This window comes from Leucobacter tenebrionis (assembly GCF_019884725.1).
GTDB lineage: Bacteria > Actinomycetota > Actinomycetes > Actinomycetales > Microbacteriaceae > Leucobacter > Leucobacter tenebrionis.
The window spans coordinates 1,512,371-1,529,211 of the sequence record NZ_CP082322.1; the positions used below are offsets into that span (position 1 = coordinate 1,512,371).

General features: G+C 71.3%; 14 protein-coding genes. 7 read left to right on the forward strand and 7 right to left on the reverse strand.

The genetic code is table 11. The annotated features are described in order from the left end of the window. Window positions 1–23 precede the first annotated feature (23 nt). Window positions 24–641 (forward strand): hypothetical protein, encoded by a 618-nt coding sequence (locus KVY00_RS07035; RefSeq protein ID WP_255572816.1) that lies wholly within the window; start codon window positions 24–26, stop codon window positions 639–641. Between the two features lie 43 nt (window positions 642–684). After that, window positions 685–1,743, forward strand: a complete 1,059-nt coding sequence (locus tag KVY00_RS07040) for a diacylglycerol/lipid kinase family protein (protein ID WP_223044970.1) — start codon at window positions 685–687, stop codon at window positions 1,741–1,743. A 40-nt stretch (window positions 1,744–1,783) separates the two neighbouring features. Here KVY00_RS07040 and KVY00_RS07045 read toward each other — a convergent pair whose 3' ends face one another. Together KVY00_RS07045 and KVY00_RS07050 are read right to left on the reverse strand one after the other, a co-directional pair. After that, on the reverse strand, window positions 1,784–4,624 hold the full coding sequence (locus KVY00_RS07045; RefSeq protein WP_223044971.1) for a LuxR C-terminal-related transcriptional regulator: 2,841 nt from the start codon (window positions 4,622–4,624) through the stop codon (window positions 1,784–1,786). 193 nt (window positions 4,625–4,817) lie between these two features. After that, window positions 4,818–5,495, reverse strand: coding sequence for a hypothetical protein (locus tag KVY00_RS07050; protein WP_223044972.1), 678 nt, complete (start codon window positions 5,493–5,495; stop codon window positions 4,818–4,820). 572 nt (window positions 5,496–6,067) lie between these two features. Here KVY00_RS07050 and KVY00_RS07055 point away from each other — a divergent pair. Beyond that, complete coding sequence (locus KVY00_RS07055) at window positions 6,068–6,793, forward strand: YceI family protein (RefSeq protein WP_223044973.1); 726 nt, start codon at window positions 6,068–6,070, stop codon at window positions 6,791–6,793. 18 nt (window positions 6,794–6,811) lie between these two features. On the opposite strand, the gene KVY00_RS07060 is transcribed toward KVY00_RS07055, so the two are convergent. Beyond that, window positions 6,812–8,005 carry a RimK family alpha-L-glutamate ligase gene (locus tag KVY00_RS07060; RefSeq protein ID WP_223044974.1) on the reverse strand — a complete coding sequence of 398 codons (1,194 nt, stop codon included), beginning with the start codon at window positions 8,003–8,005 and terminating at the stop codon, window positions 6,812–6,814. Between the two features lie 24 nt (window positions 8,006–8,029). Between KVY00_RS07060 and KVY00_RS07065 the strand changes: the two genes are divergently transcribed. From KVY00_RS07065 to KVY00_RS07080, 4 genes are all read left to right on the forward strand, one after another. Then, window positions 8,030–8,509: an ATP-dependent zinc protease family protein gene (locus KVY00_RS07065; protein ID WP_223044975.1), complete on the forward strand. Its 480-nt coding sequence runs from the start codon at window positions 8,030–8,032 to the stop codon at window positions 8,507–8,509. An 11-nt stretch (window positions 8,510–8,520) separates the two neighbouring features. Beyond that, window positions 8,521–9,744, forward strand: a complete 1,224-nt coding sequence (locus KVY00_RS07070; protein WP_223044976.1) for a heparan-alpha-glucosaminide N-acetyltransferase domain-containing protein — start codon at window positions 8,521–8,523, stop codon at window positions 9,742–9,744. A gap of 113 nt (window positions 9,745–9,857) precedes the next feature. Beyond that, window positions 9,858–11,228, forward strand: a complete 1,371-nt coding sequence (locus KVY00_RS07075; protein ID WP_223044977.1) for a MalY/PatB family protein — start codon at window positions 9,858–9,860, stop codon at window positions 11,226–11,228. Further along, window positions 11,225–12,682 (forward strand): O-acetylhomoserine aminocarboxypropyltransferase/cysteine synthase family protein, encoded by a 1,458-nt coding sequence (locus KVY00_RS07080; RefSeq protein ID WP_223044978.1) that lies wholly within the window; start codon window positions 11,225–11,227, stop codon window positions 12,680–12,682. The genes KVY00_RS07075 and KVY00_RS07080 overlap by 4 nt, the downstream gene beginning before the upstream one ends. Window positions 12,683–12,954: 272 nt before the next feature. Here the strand turns inward: KVY00_RS07080 and panB are convergent, their stop codons facing one another. From panB to KVY00_RS07100, 4 genes are read right to left on the reverse strand one after another with little or no spacing between them, the layout of a single operon-like run. Continuing rightward, window positions 12,955–13,809, reverse strand: coding sequence for a 3-methyl-2-oxobutanoate hydroxymethyltransferase (gene panB / locus KVY00_RS07085; RefSeq protein WP_223044979.1), 855 nt, complete (start codon window positions 13,807–13,809; stop codon window positions 12,955–12,957). Continuing rightward, window positions 13,806–14,684, reverse strand: coding sequence for a pantoate--beta-alanine ligase (panC, locus tag KVY00_RS07090; RefSeq protein WP_223044980.1), 879 nt, complete (start codon window positions 14,682–14,684; stop codon window positions 13,806–13,808). Before panC ends, panB begins: the two co-directional genes overlap by 4 nt. Then, on the reverse strand, window positions 14,681–15,586 hold the full coding sequence (locus KVY00_RS07095) for a DUF2520 domain-containing protein (protein WP_223044981.1): 906 nt from the start codon (window positions 15,584–15,586) through the stop codon (window positions 14,681–14,683). Before KVY00_RS07095 ends, panC begins: the two co-directional genes overlap by 4 nt. 4 nt (window positions 15,587–15,590) lie before the next feature. Further along, window positions 15,591–16,769: an FAD-binding protein gene (locus tag KVY00_RS07100; protein ID WP_223045224.1), complete on the reverse strand. Its 1,179-nt coding sequence runs from the start codon at window positions 16,767–16,769 to the stop codon at window positions 15,591–15,593. Window positions 16,770–16,841: the final 72 nt, after the last annotated feature.

Consider the following 16,841-nt stretch of genomic DNA (forward strand, 5'->3'; position numbering starts at 1 on the left):
AGTCAGGCGAGTACGCTGATGGCATGAGTGCTGCATCACAGAACGACGCAGGATCCAACACCGGGCCCGAGAACCGCGCGAGCCAGCAGCCCACCGGCAATCGCACCCGCGCCGGCAACGTGGAAGCGCTCGAGCGCGCCACCGGCCGCCCGTGGAGCGACTGGCTGCGCGTCTTCGAGGCCGCGGGCGCACGCGAGGCCGGCCACACGGAGATCGCCCGCGTCGCGCGCGCCGCGATGCCCGAGGATCTGCAGAACCCCGACTGGTGGGCGCAGAGCGCGGCGATCGCCTTCGAGCAGCACGCCGGCCTGCGCGTGCCCGGCCAGTCGTCGTCGGGCACGTTCCGTGTGGGAGCGAGCCGCACGCTGCCCCTCGACCGCGACGCCGCGATCGAGGCCTGGGCGGCGGCCCACGGCGGCCGCTCCGAGCATCTGGGGCACGCCGCCGGTGAGGCCAGGCGATCCCGCACCGACAAGCGCAGCTTCCTGCGCTTCGACCTCGAAGGCGCGGGGCGCGTAGAGGTGTCCGCGACCCCGAAGGGCGAGAAGACCTCGCTCGCGGTGTCGCAGGACGGCCTCGCCGACGGCGAGCGCATCGAGGAGTGGCGAGCGCACTGGAAGTCGCTGCTCGCCGAGCTATGAACCGAGCACCGAGCACCGAGAACCGAGCACCGAGGGAGTGCGCATGAACGAGAAGGTCGGCATCGTCTGGAATCCGTCGAAGGTCGAGGGCGAAGAACTGCGTGAGGCGTTCGAGCGCGCGCTCGAGGGCGCCTTCGCGGCGGATCGGGATCGCCCCGAGTGCCAGTGGTTCGAGACGACCGAGGAGGATCCGGGCCAGGGCGCCGCCTCGGCCGCGATCGATGCCGGGTGCGGTCTCGTGATCGCGGCGGGCGGCGACGGCACGGTGCGCGCGGTGGCAGAGCGCCTCGGCGAGTCGGGATCACCGGCGGCAGATCTCGGGATCGTGCCGCTCGGCACGGGCAATCTGCTGGCCCGCAATCTGGGGGTGCCGCTCGGAGATGCCCGGGCCGCGTTCGAGCGCGCGCTGACGGGTTCGGGATCGCCGCTCGACCTCGGCGAGGTCGTCATCACGCGGGCGCCGGCCGGTGAGGGCGAGAGCGGGCCCGATGCGGCCGGCACGGGCGAGTCCGAGGAGCCGGGCGGATCCGGGGACCCTGCCGCGACGGCGGCGGATTCGGCGGGCTCCGAGCGCCACGGTTTTGTGGTCATGGTGGGTTTCGGCATCGACGCGCAGATGATCGTCGAGACCGACGACGAGCTGAAGGCGAAGACGGGCTGGCTGGCCTACGTCGAGTCGCTGGGGCGCGCCGCGACCGGCACCGAGGTCGTGGAGCTCTCGCTGCAGCTCGACGACGACGCCCCGATCACGGAGAGCGCGCACACGGTGCTGGTGGCGAACTGCGGCAGCATTCAGGGCGGGATCACGCTGCTGCCCGATGCCGCCCCCGACGACGGCGAGCTCGACCTGCTGGTGCTGCGCGCGGACGATGCGGGCGCCTGGCTCGACACCATGAGGAACATGGTGTGGGACAACGGCCTGAAGCGCCTCATCACGGGCGGCGACAAGGCCGAGAGTTCGGGATCCACCGCTCACCTGCGCGCCCGCACGGTGCGCGCGGAGCTGCCGGTGCCGCTCGCGTTCGAGGTCGACGGCGACGACGTGGGATCGGTGTCGGCATTCGAGGTGAGGATCCTGCCCGCCGCGCTCCGCGTGCGTTAGGCCCGCGCCGATAGGGGCGCACCTCGGCGGGCGCGCCCCGCTACCGACTCTCGCCCCCGCGAACCGGGAGCAGCATCATGTTCGCGGCACGGGCGACCGCCTCGTTCCTGTTCGACGCGCGGAGCTTGCGGTAGATGCGCTTCAGGTGGAACTTGACCGTGTTCTCGGTGATGTACAGCGAGCGGGCGATCTGCCCGACGGTCTGTCCCGTGGCGAGGCTCTGCAGCGTGCGCAGTTCGGCCCTGGTCAGCGACTCGTAGGCCTCCGCTCTGATGTTCGGAGGGATCCAGTCGACCGCCTCAGTCAGGTCGATGCGGCCCGCCTCCCGTGCGGCTGCGGCGATCGCCGCGAGCGTCTCATGGGGGATGCACGCGAGCAGCAGATGGTTCCCGAGGCGCTCGGCGAGCTCGCCGGCCTCGGCGAAGCAGTCGATCGCTCGTTCCCGCTCGCCGAGCCCCCAGTGCGCCGCGGCGGTCACGAGACCGTTCTCGACCCGAAGCCGGGGCAGCGCCCGCTGCGGCTCCGACAGCGCGGGCGACCGCTCCGCCACCCGCTCCGATGTCCGCTCGGCCGCATCAAGAGCCGCGGCGTAGCGATTGGTGAACAGGTGCAGCAGGGCACCCGTCACCGCGGCGTCCGGATGCGCAGCCGGCAGCGGGTCGAGCAGGCGCTCCGCCTCGGCGTAGTTCCCCAGCGCGATGTGCAGACGCGCGGCGTGCGCCTCCATGACGCACCGCAGGTAGCGTGTGGCGACGAATCCGCCCCGGGCCTCCTGGCGTCGCCGCTCCAGCGCCTCGAGTGCGCTCGGCGCACCGTCGGACAGGTGCCGCAGCTGGGCTTCCGCGACGACCAGCAGCGGCCACTGCTCGACGCGCTTGAGCGGGTGCGCATCGAACTGCTGCAGCGCTTCGAAGGCCTCGCCGATCCTGCCCCTCTCGCGAGCGATGTGCATGCGCGCCAGTACGTCGTGAGCCCAGCTGAACCGTTGAAGCGGCCGCTCCGCGTGACCGCCCTGCGCAGTGCGGTCGCCCTGCGAAGTGCGCTCGCTCTGCGAAGTACGATCGAGCGACGCCGTGCGGTCGAGCGACGCCGTGCGGTCGAGCGTCGCCGTGCGGTCATGCGGCACGGCACCGTCGAGCAGCGCATCGCGTCGGAGCAGGGCTCGTTCGGCCGCGAGCAGATCGCCAGAGAAGGCGGCGGTGGCAGCCAGCCCCTCGCAGGCCCGCGCCTGGGTCGAGAGGTTCTCGAAGCGCCCGGCGACCTCGAACGCGCGCCGGTAGTTGCGCTCGGCCATCGCCGGGTCTCCGAGCACGAGCCCGGTGAGGCCGAGCGCGCGGTAGAGCAGCGGCGCCGTGAAGCGTTCCGCATCCCAGCGCTCCTCGGGCGTGCGCTCGAGCCGGCTCTCGATGTGCTGCGAGAGACGGCGTGCCGCGTCGTCGTCGCCTCGCATGCGCTCCGCGACGGCGAGCAGCGCCATCAGCGGAGGGGTCGGCTCGTGCTCTCCGTCGCGCAGCTGCTGCCGCACCCGCGCTCGCAGCCACTGATAGAGCTGCTCGATGCGCTCGTCGGGGGTATCGCCCTCGGGTGTCTCCAGGAGCAGCAGGGCTCCCGCGAGTACGGGGTATTCGTAGAGCACGGCGTCGGAAAGCCCGCGCAGCAGCTGCATCACCCCGCTTCCGGGCACCGCGAGCTCGAGGAAGTGGCGGGTGAAGACGCGCGACGCGGCGCCGTGCTCGCCGATCTCGAACAGGTGTGCCACCGCTGCGATCGGCTTGTCCCGGCTCAGCTCCACCGCGTGCTTCAAGCGCATGGCGTGCGCTTCCGGTCCGAATTCGTGACGGGCCATCGCTCCGAGCGCGTCGCCCAGGCCGGCGTGGCAGCGATAGCGCGGCGAGTCGAGCCACCAGCTCTGCTGCACGATCCCGAGCTCCTCGAGCTCCCGCAGCACGGCCTCGAGCTCGGTGTAGGGCGTCTCGAGCATCTCGGCCAGCGTCTCCAGCGAGGCGTCCGGGCAGAGCACGATCGCAAGCACCGCGCGACGACCGGAGGCGGTGGGCACGGTGTCGAACCGCTGCTTGCCGAGTCGGGCGAGCACCCGGGTGATCTCTTTGGGCGTGCTCCCCTCGGCCAGCTGCTGCACCACCGAGCGCATCACCACCGGCCAGCCGTGCGCCTGCTTCCGCCGCTCCTCGATCTGCGCGAAATCGTCGGTGCCGTAGAGTTCGGCGAGTGCACGCGCCTCTTCTTCCGTGAACTCGAGCATCCGCTCGTCGACGAGCACGGCCGAGGTCCGGCCGCCGATGAGGGGGCCGTCGAGTGCACTGAACCGTCGCGACAGCACCACCATGTGCAGGAGCGAGTTGGTCTCGAGCAGTCGCGCCAGCCCGAGGTCGAGGTCTCCACTGGTGACGTGATGATAGTCGTCGAGCACGAGCACGGTCGGGCGGCGCAGTCCGTGGACCAGGCGCTCGACCTCCTCGCGCGCGTGTCCCCCGACCTGCTGCCGGCCATCAGCGGCCCACGGCCGCGGATCCGCGCTCAGCCGCGAACCCGCCGCGCTCAGCAGGGAACCGGCCCCGCCCAGCCGGGAACCCAACGCGCCCCGAGAGACCTCGCCCCCGAGCGCCTCGGCGATCCGGCCCCAGAGCGCCCCGGGCAGGGGAGACGGCTCGTGCCCGGTCCCGGGCTCCGGCGCCGCTACCCAGTGCACGTCGGCGGCTTCCTTCATCGACCGGGCCCAGTGCACGGTCGCGACGGTCTTGCCGAAGCCCGCGGGCGCGTGCAGAAGGGTGAGCGGGGCGAGGTCTTCGATCTGCCGCGCGAGGAGTCCGCACACTCTCGGGCGCACCGAGGTCGGGTATCGGATCGCGGGAATGTCCATGACCGTTCAAGTCAAGCGAATCCCCGAGCGCTCCCCGTGGCGATGGCACGAAAACCATCCTGCTTTTCACCTCGAACCCCGTCCCCTTCCCCTTCGAGATCGAGATGACGCTTCCCGCCCAACGCTGCGGCTGCCAGGGGCCGCAGGCGTCATCTCGATCGCGAGGAACAGGTTGGGAAGGGGCGGAACCGCGTCAGCCGAGCTCCTCCGCCTCCCGGTTCCGACGAACGAGCCAGTTCTCGCCCACGACCTGCTGGCCCTCGCTGTTGGTCTCGGGGATGAACCCGGCCTCGAGCTCCCCGCCCGCGGCCACCGTCACCGGCGCGAAGCCCTCACCGTGGAACATCATGTGCGGCACGGGAATGTTCACGTCGACGGGCAGGGGCGACTTCGCTCTGAAGACGACGTAGCCGCTGGCGGCGGCCTCGCCGTACGGCACGCCGTGACCCTGGCCGTCCACGATCGGGTCCGGAACCGCCGCGCTGCCGCTCACCTCCTGGATCTCCCAGTAGTCCCTCCAGCTGCCGTAGGATCCCCACTCGCGATCCTCGAGATGCCAGGTGAGCGGCACGTCGACGCTCCAGGAGATCCTGAACGTGGCCTCCGTCGTGGTCGTCGGGTTCGGGTAGTCGGCCGGTACCCGGTATCGGACATACCCGCTCTGCGAGTGGTTGAAATGGTACTGGTCGCCCTGGGGCGTGCCCTCCTGGATGCCGAAGCTGTAATCGCCGACCATCGTCGGCACGAAGACCTCCGGTTCGCCGGACGCCGCGGCGATCGGGGCGGTCACGGCGACCGCGACCACGGGAGCGGCCCAGGCCGCGGCGGTGACCACTGAGCGGCGGCTGATACCTGGTGTCTCGTGTGACATTCTTCTCCTCGTCTTCCGTTCCTCGTCCGGAGCGCGGGAGCCACCGAGGGATCGACGGCGCCCGAGTCCGAGCTTGCACACAAATGTGTATTCGGAAAGGTTAGGAGAGGTTTTGCGCGCTGATCGCGCTTTCACGGAAAACCCCCTCCGCCGCGCGAATCCCCCACCCGCGGCCGGCGTGAACCGCATCGAGTCGCAAGAAGACGCCGCTTCCGAGCGGAAGAGCCGCTTCGGAGAGGAGCGCGGCGGGGAATGGATGGGTGCCCACGCCCCGCCGCGCACTCGACGACCGGAAGCCCCGAGAGATGAAATGGGGGAGATCTCTCGGCATCGGTCGCACGAGGGCACTTCGAACCCCTCGACTGAACCGCGGGTTCGAGCACGTGCCGGGTTCATTCAACTCCAGGTCGCACCCGAGGCCCCGATTCCCCCGCTGATTCCACCCGGTGACGCTGCGAATACCACCCGCGCCCCAACCGTCCAGGTTTTTCCCCTCGGGCTCCAAGCTCGTTCATTGGACGGCCTGGAAGTGTGGATCCTGCATCACCCACCCGCAGTGCGAGGAGCAGACCGTGCAGACATCCCAGAAGATCCTGATCGGCTCAGGCGTCGCAGTGCTCGCGCTTGCGGCCGCTGCCGCCATCGCGGGACCCATGATCTACCGAGACTTCATCGCACCGCCCGCCGCCGAGGCCCCGAGCCTGAGCGGCGACGAGAGCATGCTGGAGCCGCTGGGCGCGGCCATCGATCCCACCGCCCTCGTCGGCGACTGGCGCGTGGCCGACGGCTCGGAGGCCGGCTACCGCGTCGACGAGGTGCTGAACGGCACCGACGTGACCGTGACTGGACGCACGGACGAGGTCACCGGAACCTTCACTATCGGCGGAGACGGCCTCACGCTCGAGACCGCCGAGCTCGCCGTCGACGTCGCCTCCATCAGCACCGACAGCGCGCAGCGCGACGCCTACTTCCGCGACCAGGCACTGCGCGTCTCCGAGCACCCCACGGCCACCTTCGTCCTCACCCAGCCGGTGACGCTCGACGAGGCGCCGGCCTCGGGAGACGTGGTCCAGGCGGAGGCGACCGGCGACCTCACGATCGCCGGCACCACGCGCAGCGTGACCGTAGACGTGCAGCTGCGGGGCACCACCGCCGATGACGGGGAGACCACGGCGGATATCGCCGGCTCGATCCCGATCTCCTTCGCCGATTTCGGGGTCGAAGCCCCGAACCTCGGCTTCGTGCAGGTGGAGCCCGAAGGGTTCGTCGAGTTCCAGCTCACGGCGCAGCAGGAGTAGGGATCGGCGATCCGCCCCCTACCCCTCGGCGAGATCCTGCGCCGACTTCGGCAGCTTGCGCACCCGAGCGCGACGGCGACGGCGCTCGGGGATCATGGTCCGCATCTCCTCGAGCTTCCCGAAGCACAGCAGGCGATCCTCGGCCTCGAGCACCACGTGCTTGCGGGGGTTCGGGATCACCTGCACACCGCGATGCAGCGTGAGCACGGTGATGTCGCGATCCCACAGCCCGAGCTCGCCAAGCGTCTTGCCCACGTGCTCCGAGCCGTGCATCGTGAGCTCCGCGACACCGTAGCCGGTCGACACCGACAGCCGCTGCCGCACGTCGATCTCGGGGAAATCGACCTGGCCGGCGATGTAGTCGATGATCGCGCCCGCCACGTCGAGCCCGGTCGCCTGCTCGATGCCCTGCAGCCCGGGCGACGAGTTGACCTCCATCACGAGCGGCCCCTCGTCGCCCTCGAGCATGTCGACCCCGGCCACGCGCAGCCCCATGATCTGCGCGGCGCGCACGGCCACCTGCTCGTACGCCGGGTCGAGCTGCACCGGCTCGACGGTGCCGCCGCGGTGCACGTTCGAGCGGAACTCGTCACCGCTCGCACGCCGCCGCATGGCAGCGACCACGCGATCCCCCACCACCAGCGCGCGCACGTCGCGACCTCGGCTCTCCGACACGAACCGCTGGATCAGCACGTTCTGGCGCGTCGAGTGCAGGGTCTCGATGATCGCCTCGGCCACCTTGACCTGGGGAGCGAGGATCACGCCGATCCCCTGCGTGCCCTCGAGCAGCTTGATCACCACGGGCGCGCCGCCCACGCTCTCGATCGCGGGCCGCACATCCGCCCGGTTGCGCACGAAGGCGGTGGCGGGCATGTCGATGTTGTGGCGGGAGAGGATCTGGATCGCGCGCAGCTTGTCGCGCGCGTTCGAGATGCCGCCCGCCGTGTTGGGTGTGTAGACGTCCATCTGCTCGAACTGGCGCACTACGGCCGTGCCGAAGTAGGTGATGGAGCTGCCGATGCGGGGCAGGATCGCGTCGTAGTCGCTGAGCTGCTTGCCACGATACAGCAGGTCGGGCTCCTCGCCCGCGAGGTCGATGGCGAAGCGCAGGGTGTTGAGCACCTTCACCCTGTGTCCGCGCTGCTCTGCGGCTGCCTGCAGCCGCTGCGTGGAGTACGCCTGCGGGGCGCGCGAGAGAATCGCGAGTTTCACCGTGTTTCCTGCCAAGATAGTTGCGTGACCGTACCCGACCATTCAAGCACCCTCACGGGCTGGCGCGAGTGGGTGTCGCTCCCCGGAATCGACGTGCCGTGGGTCAAAGCGAAGGTGGACACCGGGGCGCAGACATCGGCCCTGCACGCGACCGGGATCGAGGAGTTCGAGCGCGACGGCGAGTCGTGGGTGCGGTTCCTCGTGCAGCCGTGGCAGCTCACCGAGGAGGACGCGGTCGCGGTCGAGCTGCCGGTGCACGACCGCCGCACCGTGCGCAGCTCGTCGGGCCACGCTCAGATGCGCCCGGTGGTGCTCATGGAGGTCGGGATCGCGGGCCGCGTCATCGAGGCCGAGGTAACGCTGACGGATCGCGAAGAGATGGTGTTCCGCATGCTCATCGGCCGCGAGGCGCTGCGCCAGGGGTTCATCGTCGACTCCTCCGCTTCATTCGTGGGGGGCAAGCCGCCGCGCGGGATCCGCCGCCGCAACCGCGGACGCGCCTAGGGGTCCCAGGGATGCGCGTCGCCGGAGTGCGCTACATCGGGGTCGACCTCGCCCGGTTCCTCGCGATCGCCGGCATGATGGCGGCGCACCTCATCACGATCGTCGAGTGGAACCCGTTCGCCTCCGACGCGGCCCTGAGCGCTGCCGAGATCACGAACACGCTCACCGAGGGCATCGCGGCGCCGCTGTTCGCCGTGCTCGGCGGCCTCAGCGCGGTGTTCGCGACCGGGAGGCTGCTGCGCGAGCACCGCATCGGCGCGGCCGTCGCCGCGGTGGCGATCCGCGGGGCCCTGCTCGTGCTGCTCGGACTGCTGCTCGGCATGATCGAGAACCCGATTGTGGTCGTGCTCGCCTACTACGGCACCGCCATGCTGCTCGTCGCACCGCTCGTCGCGGTGCGCAGCTGGGTGCTCGCCGTGCTCGGGATCGGGATCGGCGTCGTCGGAGGGCCGCTCAACGCCTCGCTCCGCGTGGCGCTCGACATCGCGGACTACGAGGGGCGCTCGGTGACCTTCGACACCTTCGCATACGACTGGATCGAGGCGGTGCGGGCCCTGCTGCTGACCGGCATCTACCCGGCGATCACGTGGGCGGTCTACTTGCTCGCGGGCATCCTCATCGGGCGCCTGCTGGTCGCCGCGAACCGGCGCGAGATGCTGGGACGCGTCTCCGCCGCGCTCGCCGCGGGCGGAGCCCTACTCGCCGCCGGGGCGCAGTTCGTCACGCGCCTGGTGCTCGACGATCCCGCGGCGCTCGGCCTGCACCCCGTCGACGTCGTCGATCCCGAGCTGCTCCTGTCGTCCGCGAGCGGCGCCCCGCTCTCCCCCGACCTCTGGGCGCAGCTCATCGCGACCCCGCACTCCGGGTCGCCGATGGACCTCGCACGCACGATCGGGATCGCCTGCGCCGTGATCGGGGTGCTCGTGCTGCTGTGCGACCGGCGGCGAGCGCCGGGGCACCGACCGGGGCGCCTGCTCGACATCTTCCGGGCCGCGGGCGCCGCACCCCTTACCATCTACACCCTGCACGTCATCGCGACCGGGTGGCTGCTCGGCCCCCTCATGGAGGACCCGGCGCTGGCCCAGAGCCTGCCCTGGTGGGCCGCGGGCACCGGCGCGTTCCTGCTGCAGCTGGCCGGAGCGCTCGGGATCGGCGCGATCCTCTCGGCGACCGGTCGCCGGGGCCCGCTCGAGGCCCTGCTCTCGGGCGCCGTGCGCGTCGTGGTGCGGGGGTAGGGTTTTCCGGCGTCGCAGCTGTGTGTCGACGACCTGCGTGCGCGACGGCCGAGTGTGACGCCGCCTTACCGGACGACTCGCAGAATGTCAGTGGTGCGCGAGAGCATGGGTGCATGACCGAAGCCGACTGTCGACTCATCCCGGGCACCGACGCTGAACGCGCCGCAGGGCGCGCAACGAGCCGTGGCGCAGTCCCCGCCCCGCGCGAGCAGGCCGATCCGAGCGGCGTTCCCTTCGCCGAGCTCGACCCGGCCCTGCTGCGGCGGCAGCGCACGAGTCTCAAGTGGACGCGCTTCCCCGCCGACGTGCTGCCGCTCTTCGTCGCCGAGATGGACTTCACCGTCGCACCCGAGATCCGCGACGCCCTCGTCGCGCGCATCGATGCCTCCGACATCGGGTACCTCGACGACCCCGGCCCGCTCGCCCCCGCGTTCTCCGACTTCGCGCGGGATCGCTGGGGGTGGAGCGTGCCGCACGACCGCGTGCACCTCGCGACCGATGTCGCCACGGGGATCGTCGAATCGCTACGGGTGTTCAGGCCCGAGGGCGGCCGCCTCGCACTGCCCACGCCCGTCTACCCCGGGTTCTTCGAGATGCTCGAGGAGGTGCCGTTCGAGATCGTCGAGATCCCGCTCGCCGAGGCCGGAGCGCCGCGCCTCGACCTCGCCGCGATCGAGAGCGCTTTCGCCGCCGCCCCGGGGATCGACGCGTTCCTGCTCTGCAACCCGCACAACCCGCACGGCCTCGTGCACCGCGCAGACGACCTCGCAGAGCTGGCCCGCCTCGCCGCCGAGCACGACGTGTTCGTGATCTCCGACGAGATCCACGCCCCGCTCACCTTCTCGGGCGAGACCTTCACCCCCTTCGCGCCGCTGGCCGCGGCCGCCGGCGCCCTCGCCGTGGTCACCACCTCGGCGAGCAAGGGCTGGAACCTGGCCGGTGCGAAGTGCTCTGTGATCGTGGCCGCCGACGAGCGCGCCAACGCGGGGCTCGCGGGGCTGCCGCCCGGGACCGTCACGCGCGCCAGCATCCTCGGGCTCCACGCCGGCGTCGCGGCCTTCGCCGAGGGCCGCGACTGGCTCGACCGCGCGGTCGCACAGATCGAGGCGAACGAGCGGCTGCTCGCCGAGTTGATTCGGGATCGCCTGCCCGGCGTCGAGTACACCCGCCCGCGGGCGGGCTACCTGGCCTGGCTCGATTTCCGCGGCACGGGGATCGGCGACGACCCGTTCACTGCCATCCTCGATCGGGCGCGCGTCGCGCTGAACGACGGCCGCCACTTCGGTGCGGGCGGGGCGGGGCATGTGCGCCTCAATCTCGCCTGCCCTCCCGCCACGATCCGTGAAGCCGTCGATCGCATCGCGAAGATCCTGCCTCCGGCGCTCCCGCCCGCCGAACCGCTGCCGCAGGCGCCCGGGTCCTCGGGCCGATCCTCGGCGCAGCCTCCGGCACCCCAGCCCTCCGCTCCGAAGGAGACCCGATGACCGAGCCAGCCGCAGCGCACGGCATCCCGTCGCACGCCGCTCCAGCGCACGCCGCCGCCCCGCCGATCTACGACTGGGACGGCTTCGGCTTCGACACCCGCCAGGTGCACGCGGGCGAGTATCCCGACAAGAACAGCGGCCTGCGCGTACCGCCGATCGCGCTCTCCGCGGGCTACCTCTTCGACGACTTCGACGACCAGGTGAGCCGCTTCAACGGCAGCATCCACTGGCGCGACGGCGAGCACGCCGGTCACGGGGAGGCGGATGGGTTCTCCCCGAGCGAGCGAGCGCCGATCTACTCCCGCCAGGGCAATCCCACGAACTGGGTCGCCGAGGAACGCCTCGCGTCGCTCGAGGGCGGCACCGTATCGGTCGCGGTCGCGAGCGGGCAGGCGGCGATCTCCGCGGCGCTGTTCGCCCTCGCGCAGCACGGCGACCACATCGTCTCGACGGGCTCCATCTACGGCGGCACCCGCATCCTGTTCGGCCGCAGTTTCAAGCGGTTCGGCATCGGCTTCGACTACGTCTGGGACGCCGACGACGATGCCGAGTGGGAGCGTGCGATCCGCCCCGACACGAAGGCGATCTACACCGAGACGATCCCGAATCCTCGCAACGACGTCACCGACCTGCGCCGCATCGCCGAGGTCGCAGCCCGCTACAACCTGCCGGTCGTAGTCGACAACACCGTCGGCACGCCGGCGCTGATCCGCCCGTTCGAGCACGGCGCCCACATCGTCGTGCACTCGACCACGAAGTTCCTCACCGGGCACGGGGCGGCCGTGGGCGGCGCGATCGTCGACGGCGGCACCTTCGACTGGGAGGCCGCCGAGCAGGCGGGCCGCAGCTATCCCCTCATCACCCAGTCGTCGCGGCCCGGCGTGGCCTCGATGCTGGATCGCTTCGGGCGGGGCGCCTACGCGCGGGCGGTGCGCGAATCGGTCGTCAACGACATCGGGCCGACACTCTCACCGCTGCACGGCTTCCTGCTGCATCAGGGCATGGAGACGCTGTCGCTGCGCATGGAGCGGCACGTCGACTCCTCGATCAAGATCGCGGAGTGGCTCGAGCAGCAGCCGGAGGTGCTTTCGGTCGACTACGCAGGCCTCCCGTCGAGCCCGCTGCACGAACTCGCGGTGCGCGATTACGGCGCCGACGAGGCCGGTCGCGGGCGCACGGGGTCGGTGTTCGGCGTCACGGTGCGCGGCGGGATCGAGGGCGCCCGCGCCCTCGTCAACGGCGTGCGGGTGTTCTCGCGCATGACCGGCATCGGCGATACGCGCTCGATGATCCTGCACCCGCTCACGTCGACGCACGGTACCTTCGCACCCGAGATCAACGAGAGGCTCGGGATCACGCCCGGCCTGCTGCGCCTGTCGATCGGGCTCGAGTCGGCAGACGATCTGATCCGCGACCTGCGCGCCAGCCTGGATCGAGTCGCCGAACTCGGCTGAGAGGCCGCCCTTCTGCGACCGCGTCGTCCCCTTCTGCCCGCCGGCGTAGACCTCTCGCACCGCTGTAGACCTCCGGTGCGGTTCGGGAGATCTGCAACGGTGCGAGAGGTCTACAACGGGGTTGAGGAAACGGCCCCGTTGAGATCCTGCGACTGAGCGCAGGATAACGGGATGAATCTGCCGGGCAACGCGCGGGGTGACGCGGGCACCTATCGAGAGCCGCGCGCGATGACCAGGATGTCCGTCGAGAACCGCGCAGGGTGACGCGGCAGCTACCGACGCAACCTCTCAGCGCTCTCTCGCGCCGCGTCGACGGCCTCAGGGGTCGCCGCGTACTGGTGCTCGGCACCGGGGAACGCCCCCGAGCGCACCTCGTCGGCATACGCGGAGATCGCGGCGACGGTGTCGTCGCCGATCGAACCGTAGGTCTTCACGAACTTCGCGGTGCGCCCCTCGGTCACGCCCAGCAGGTCGTTCACTACCAGCACCTGCCCGTCGGCGGGGCCGGCGCCGATGCCGATGATCGGAATGTCGAGCACCTCGCGCAGCACCGCGGTGACCTCGGCCGGCACCGCCTCGACGACGACGCAGAAAGCGCCCGCCCGCTGCACCCCGAGAGCCTCCTCGACCACACGCGCCGCGCTCGACTCGGTGCGGCCCTGGGCGCGCAGCCCGCCGAGAGCGGTGGCGGTCTGCGGGGTGAGCCCCACGTGTCCGACGACCGGGATACCGGCAGCCACGATGGCGCGGATCCGGCTCAGCTTCTCGGCGTTACCGCCCTCGAGCTTCACCGCGTCGGCGCCCGCCTCCTTGACGAAGCGCACGGCCGTGGCGACCGCCTGAGCATCGGACTCCTCGGTGGTGCCGAACGCTACGTCGCACACGAGGAACGCCGTCTCGGTTCCGCGGCGCACCGCCCCCGCGAGCACGAGCAGCTCGTCGGTCGTGACCTCGGCGGTCGTCGCGTAGCCCAGGTGCACCTGCGCACCGGAATCGCCCACGAGCACCATGTCGACACCGGCGCGCTCGGCGGCTCGCGCCGTCGGGAAATCGTACGCGGTGACCATCACGATGGGTTCGCCCGCCTGCTGCTTCTCGAGCAACCGGGGGATCGAGACCTTCGTCATTTCACACTCTCCTCACGCTGCTCGGGCGCGACGCCCAGCAGCACGTTGTCGATGAGCCGCACCTCGCCGACCCGTGCGGCGACGGCGCAGAGCGTCGGCTCCGACACTCGCGGCACTGCCTCCAGCGTATCGGGGTCGACGAACGCGAGATACTCGGGATCGACACCGGCCCCCTCGAGCACCGCCTCGCCGCGGGCGCGCAACGCGACCGGATCCGCCTCCCCCTCCGCTGCGGCCGCCGCGATCGCCTCCAGCGCTCGCGGGATGGCGAGGGCCCTGGACCGCTCCTCAGCGCTGAGGCGGACGTTGCGGCTCGATCGCGCGAGCCCGTCGTCGTCGCGGGAGGTGGGGCAGGCGACGATGCGGGTCGGGATGCCCAGGTCGGCGACCATACGCCGCACCACGACGATCTGCTGCGCATCCTTCTGACCGAAGTACGCGGCGTCCGGGGTCGCCGCGATGAGCAGCTTCGAGACGACCGTGGCGACGCCGTCGAAGTGCACGGCTCCACGGTTCGCGCCCTCGAGGGTTTCGGTGATGGGGCCGGAGACGTGCACCGTGGTCGCGAAGCCTTCGGGGTAGAGTTCGGCCGCCTCCGGGGCGAAGACGAGGTCGACGCCGGCCGCTTCCGCGAGGGCGGCGTCTCGCTCCTCCTGACGGGGGTAGGCCGCGAGGTCCGAGGCCTCGTTGAACTGCTTGGGGTTCACGAAGATCGACATGACGACGAAACCGTGCTCGGCCCTGGCCGCCCGCACGAGCGAGAGGTGCCCCTCGTGCAGAGCCCCCATGGTCGGCACGAGGGCGACCGTCGAGCCCCCGGCTCTCGCCGCCGCGACAGTCTCGCGCAGTTCCCGCACCGTGCGCACGATCCTCATCGGTGATCCTCCCGGTCGTGTGCCTGGGGCGTCACGTACTTCGGATCTCTCCCATGATTCGGATCGGATCCGGGATTCTCGTCCGAAAAACGGGAGAGATCCGAAGTATTGGACAGCTGGGTGACGGGCGACGGCGATACCGGGTCCGTGGCCGAGCGCGATGCCGGGTCCGTGGCCGAGCGCGAAGCCGGGTCCGTCGCCAGCTCCCGGGTCGCCTCGACGAGCGCGTCGAACAGTGCGAGCGCGTCCGGGGCGCGATCCGCCACCGCCGCCCGCTGCCGTTCCACCGTCGCCTCGTCGCCGCGGGCGACGGGGCCCGTGAGTGCGGCCTCGGCGCCGCGGGCTCCCCAGTTGCTCAGAGCCGCCGATGCGAGGGGCAGCAGCGCCTGCCGCGGCACGCCGGCGGTCGCCGCGAGCCGCTCGGCGACGCCCTCGATCGTCACGAGGAAGTTCGAGGCGATCGACGCTGCGGCGTGGTAGGCCGCCCGATCCTCGCCCCGCACTCTGAAGGTCTCGAGCCCGAGCGCATCGGCGAGCCGCTGCGCGACGGCGAGCGCCCGCTCATCGGAGCCGTCGATCGCGGCGTGCGCCCCCGCGAACGATGTGCCCGCGCCCAGCACGGTGAGCAGCGGGTGCAGACTGAACGCAGGGTGCGGCCGCAGCACGTCGAGGCCGGTCGCACCCGAGCAGTGCCCCACGATCGGGCCGGGCACGATGCGCGAGGCGGCGTCGGCGATCGCACCGTCAGGCACGGCGAGCAGCACGACGTCGGCGACGGCTCCGTCCTGGCCCGTGCCGTCGGCGCCCCGACCGGCGAGCGGCAGCACCTCGATCCCGGAGCCCACGAGCGCGTGTGCCACCGCTGCTCCGACACGACCGCGACCGACGATCTGAACGCGCATCCGGCTACAGCTCCATGCCGTACAGGTTGGGTTCGGGCGCGAGGATCACCCCGAACTCCTGCTGCACGCGCTGCACGACGAACCGTCCGAGCTCGGCCACATCCGCGGCAGACGCGCCGCCCCGGTTGGTGATGGCGAGGGTGTGCTTCGAGGAGATCGCGGCGCCGGATCCCGGCAGTCGGAACCCGCGCGGCACCCCGGCGTTCTCGATCAACCAGGCGGCCGAGAGCTTGATGCGACGCTCGGGCGCGGCGCGGGGCACGCGCAGCGGCACGCCGGCGGCCAGTTCCTCGAACGTGGTGACGGCGGGCGTCGGCTCGTCGTCATCGACGGGGAAGCGCGGCGCGTTCTCAGGCAGGGCGCGGGCGAATCGCTCGGTGACGATGGGGTTCGTGAAGAAGGATCCGGCGCTCCAGGTGTCGTGATCCTCGGGATCGAGCACCATGCCCTTCGAGGCCCGCAGCCGCAGCACGGACTCGCGGAGCTGCCGGATCGGCACGCGGTCGCCGGGCTCGACGCCGAGGGCGGCTGCGAGCTGGGCGTAGCGCACGGGTTCGGAGAGGATCGCCGCCGGGTCCGAGGATCCTGAGGCTGCTGCGGGGACAGCGGGATCGGCAGGCGCCGCGTGCCTGCCCGTCGATGCAACGGCAGCGGATCCCTCTGCCAGCAGCAGATCGATCGAGAGCACCACGCCCTCGAGACCGCGCTTGATCACGGAGTCGCGATAGCCGAGCTCGAGCTCGGCGGCCGACATGCGGCGCACCTCACCGGTTTCGCGCTCAAGGAACTCGATCGAGTGCAGCACGTCGGATAGCTCCTGCCCGTACGCGCCGATGTTCTGCACGGGCGCCGCGCCCGCGAGACCCGGGATACCCGACAGCGCCTCGATCCCGGACCACCCGCGTTCGACGCAGGCGGCGACCAGTCGGTCCCAGTCGTGCCCGGCCTGGACGCGAATGCGCACGCGGCCGGCCGGCTGATCCTCGTCGTCCACGACCTCCACGCCTTCGCTGCGCACGAGGAGCACCGCACCGGGAAAACCGTCGTCGTGCACCACGGTGTTCGAGCCGCCGCCGAGCAGCAGCCACGGCTCGTCACCCGACCAGAGCTCATTCGCGTGACGCACGACCTCCTCGGCGCTGCGCGCGACGAGGATCCGCTCGGCCGGCCCGCCGACGCGCATGGTCGTCAGCTCCGAGAGCGGCGTATCGTCTCCGATCTGCACGGCCGCGGGATCCGCGCCGGAGCGGGCCGA

Excerpts from the sequence above, each read along its gene's own strand:
- KVY00_RS07035 (WP_255572816.1), top strand. The coding sequence starts at position 24 with ATGAGTGCTGCATCACAGAACGACGCAGGATCCAACACCGGGCCCGAG.
- KVY00_RS07040 (WP_223044970.1), top strand. The coding sequence starts at position 685 with ATGAACGAGAAGGTCGGCATCGTCTGGAATCCGTCGAAGGTCGAGGGC.
- KVY00_RS07045 (WP_223044971.1), bottom strand. The coding sequence starts at position 4,624 with ATGGACATTCCCGCGATCCGATACCCGACCTCGGTGCGCCCGAGAGTG.
- KVY00_RS07050 (WP_223044972.1), bottom strand. The coding sequence starts at position 5,495 with ATGTCACACGAGACACCAGGTATCAGCCGCCGCTCAGTGGTCACCGCC.
- KVY00_RS07070 (WP_223044976.1), top strand. The coding sequence starts at position 8,521 with ATGCGCGTCGCCGGAGTGCGCTACATCGGGGTCGACCTCGCCCGGTTC.
- KVY00_RS07075 (WP_223044977.1), top strand. The coding sequence starts at position 9,858 with ATGACCGAAGCCGACTGTCGACTCATCCCGGGCACCGACGCTGAACGC.
- KVY00_RS07080 (WP_223044978.1), top strand. The coding sequence starts at position 11,225 with ATGACCGAGCCAGCCGCAGCGCACGGCATCCCGTCGCACGCCGCTCCA.
- panB (WP_223044979.1), bottom strand. The coding sequence starts at position 13,809 with ATGACGAAGGTCTCGATCCCCCGGTTGCTCGAGAAGCAGCAGGCGGGC.
- panC (WP_223044980.1), bottom strand. The coding sequence starts at position 14,684 with ATGAGGATCGTGCGCACGGTGCGGGAACTGCGCGAGACTGTCGCGGCG.
- KVY00_RS07095 (WP_223044981.1), bottom strand. The coding sequence starts at position 15,586 with ATGCGCGTTCAGATCGTCGGTCGCGGTCGTGTCGGAGCAGCGGTGGCA.
- KVY00_RS07100 (WP_223045224.1), bottom strand. The coding sequence starts at position 16,769 with ATGCGCGTCGGCGGGCCGGCCGAGCGGATCCTCGTCGCGCGCAGCGCC.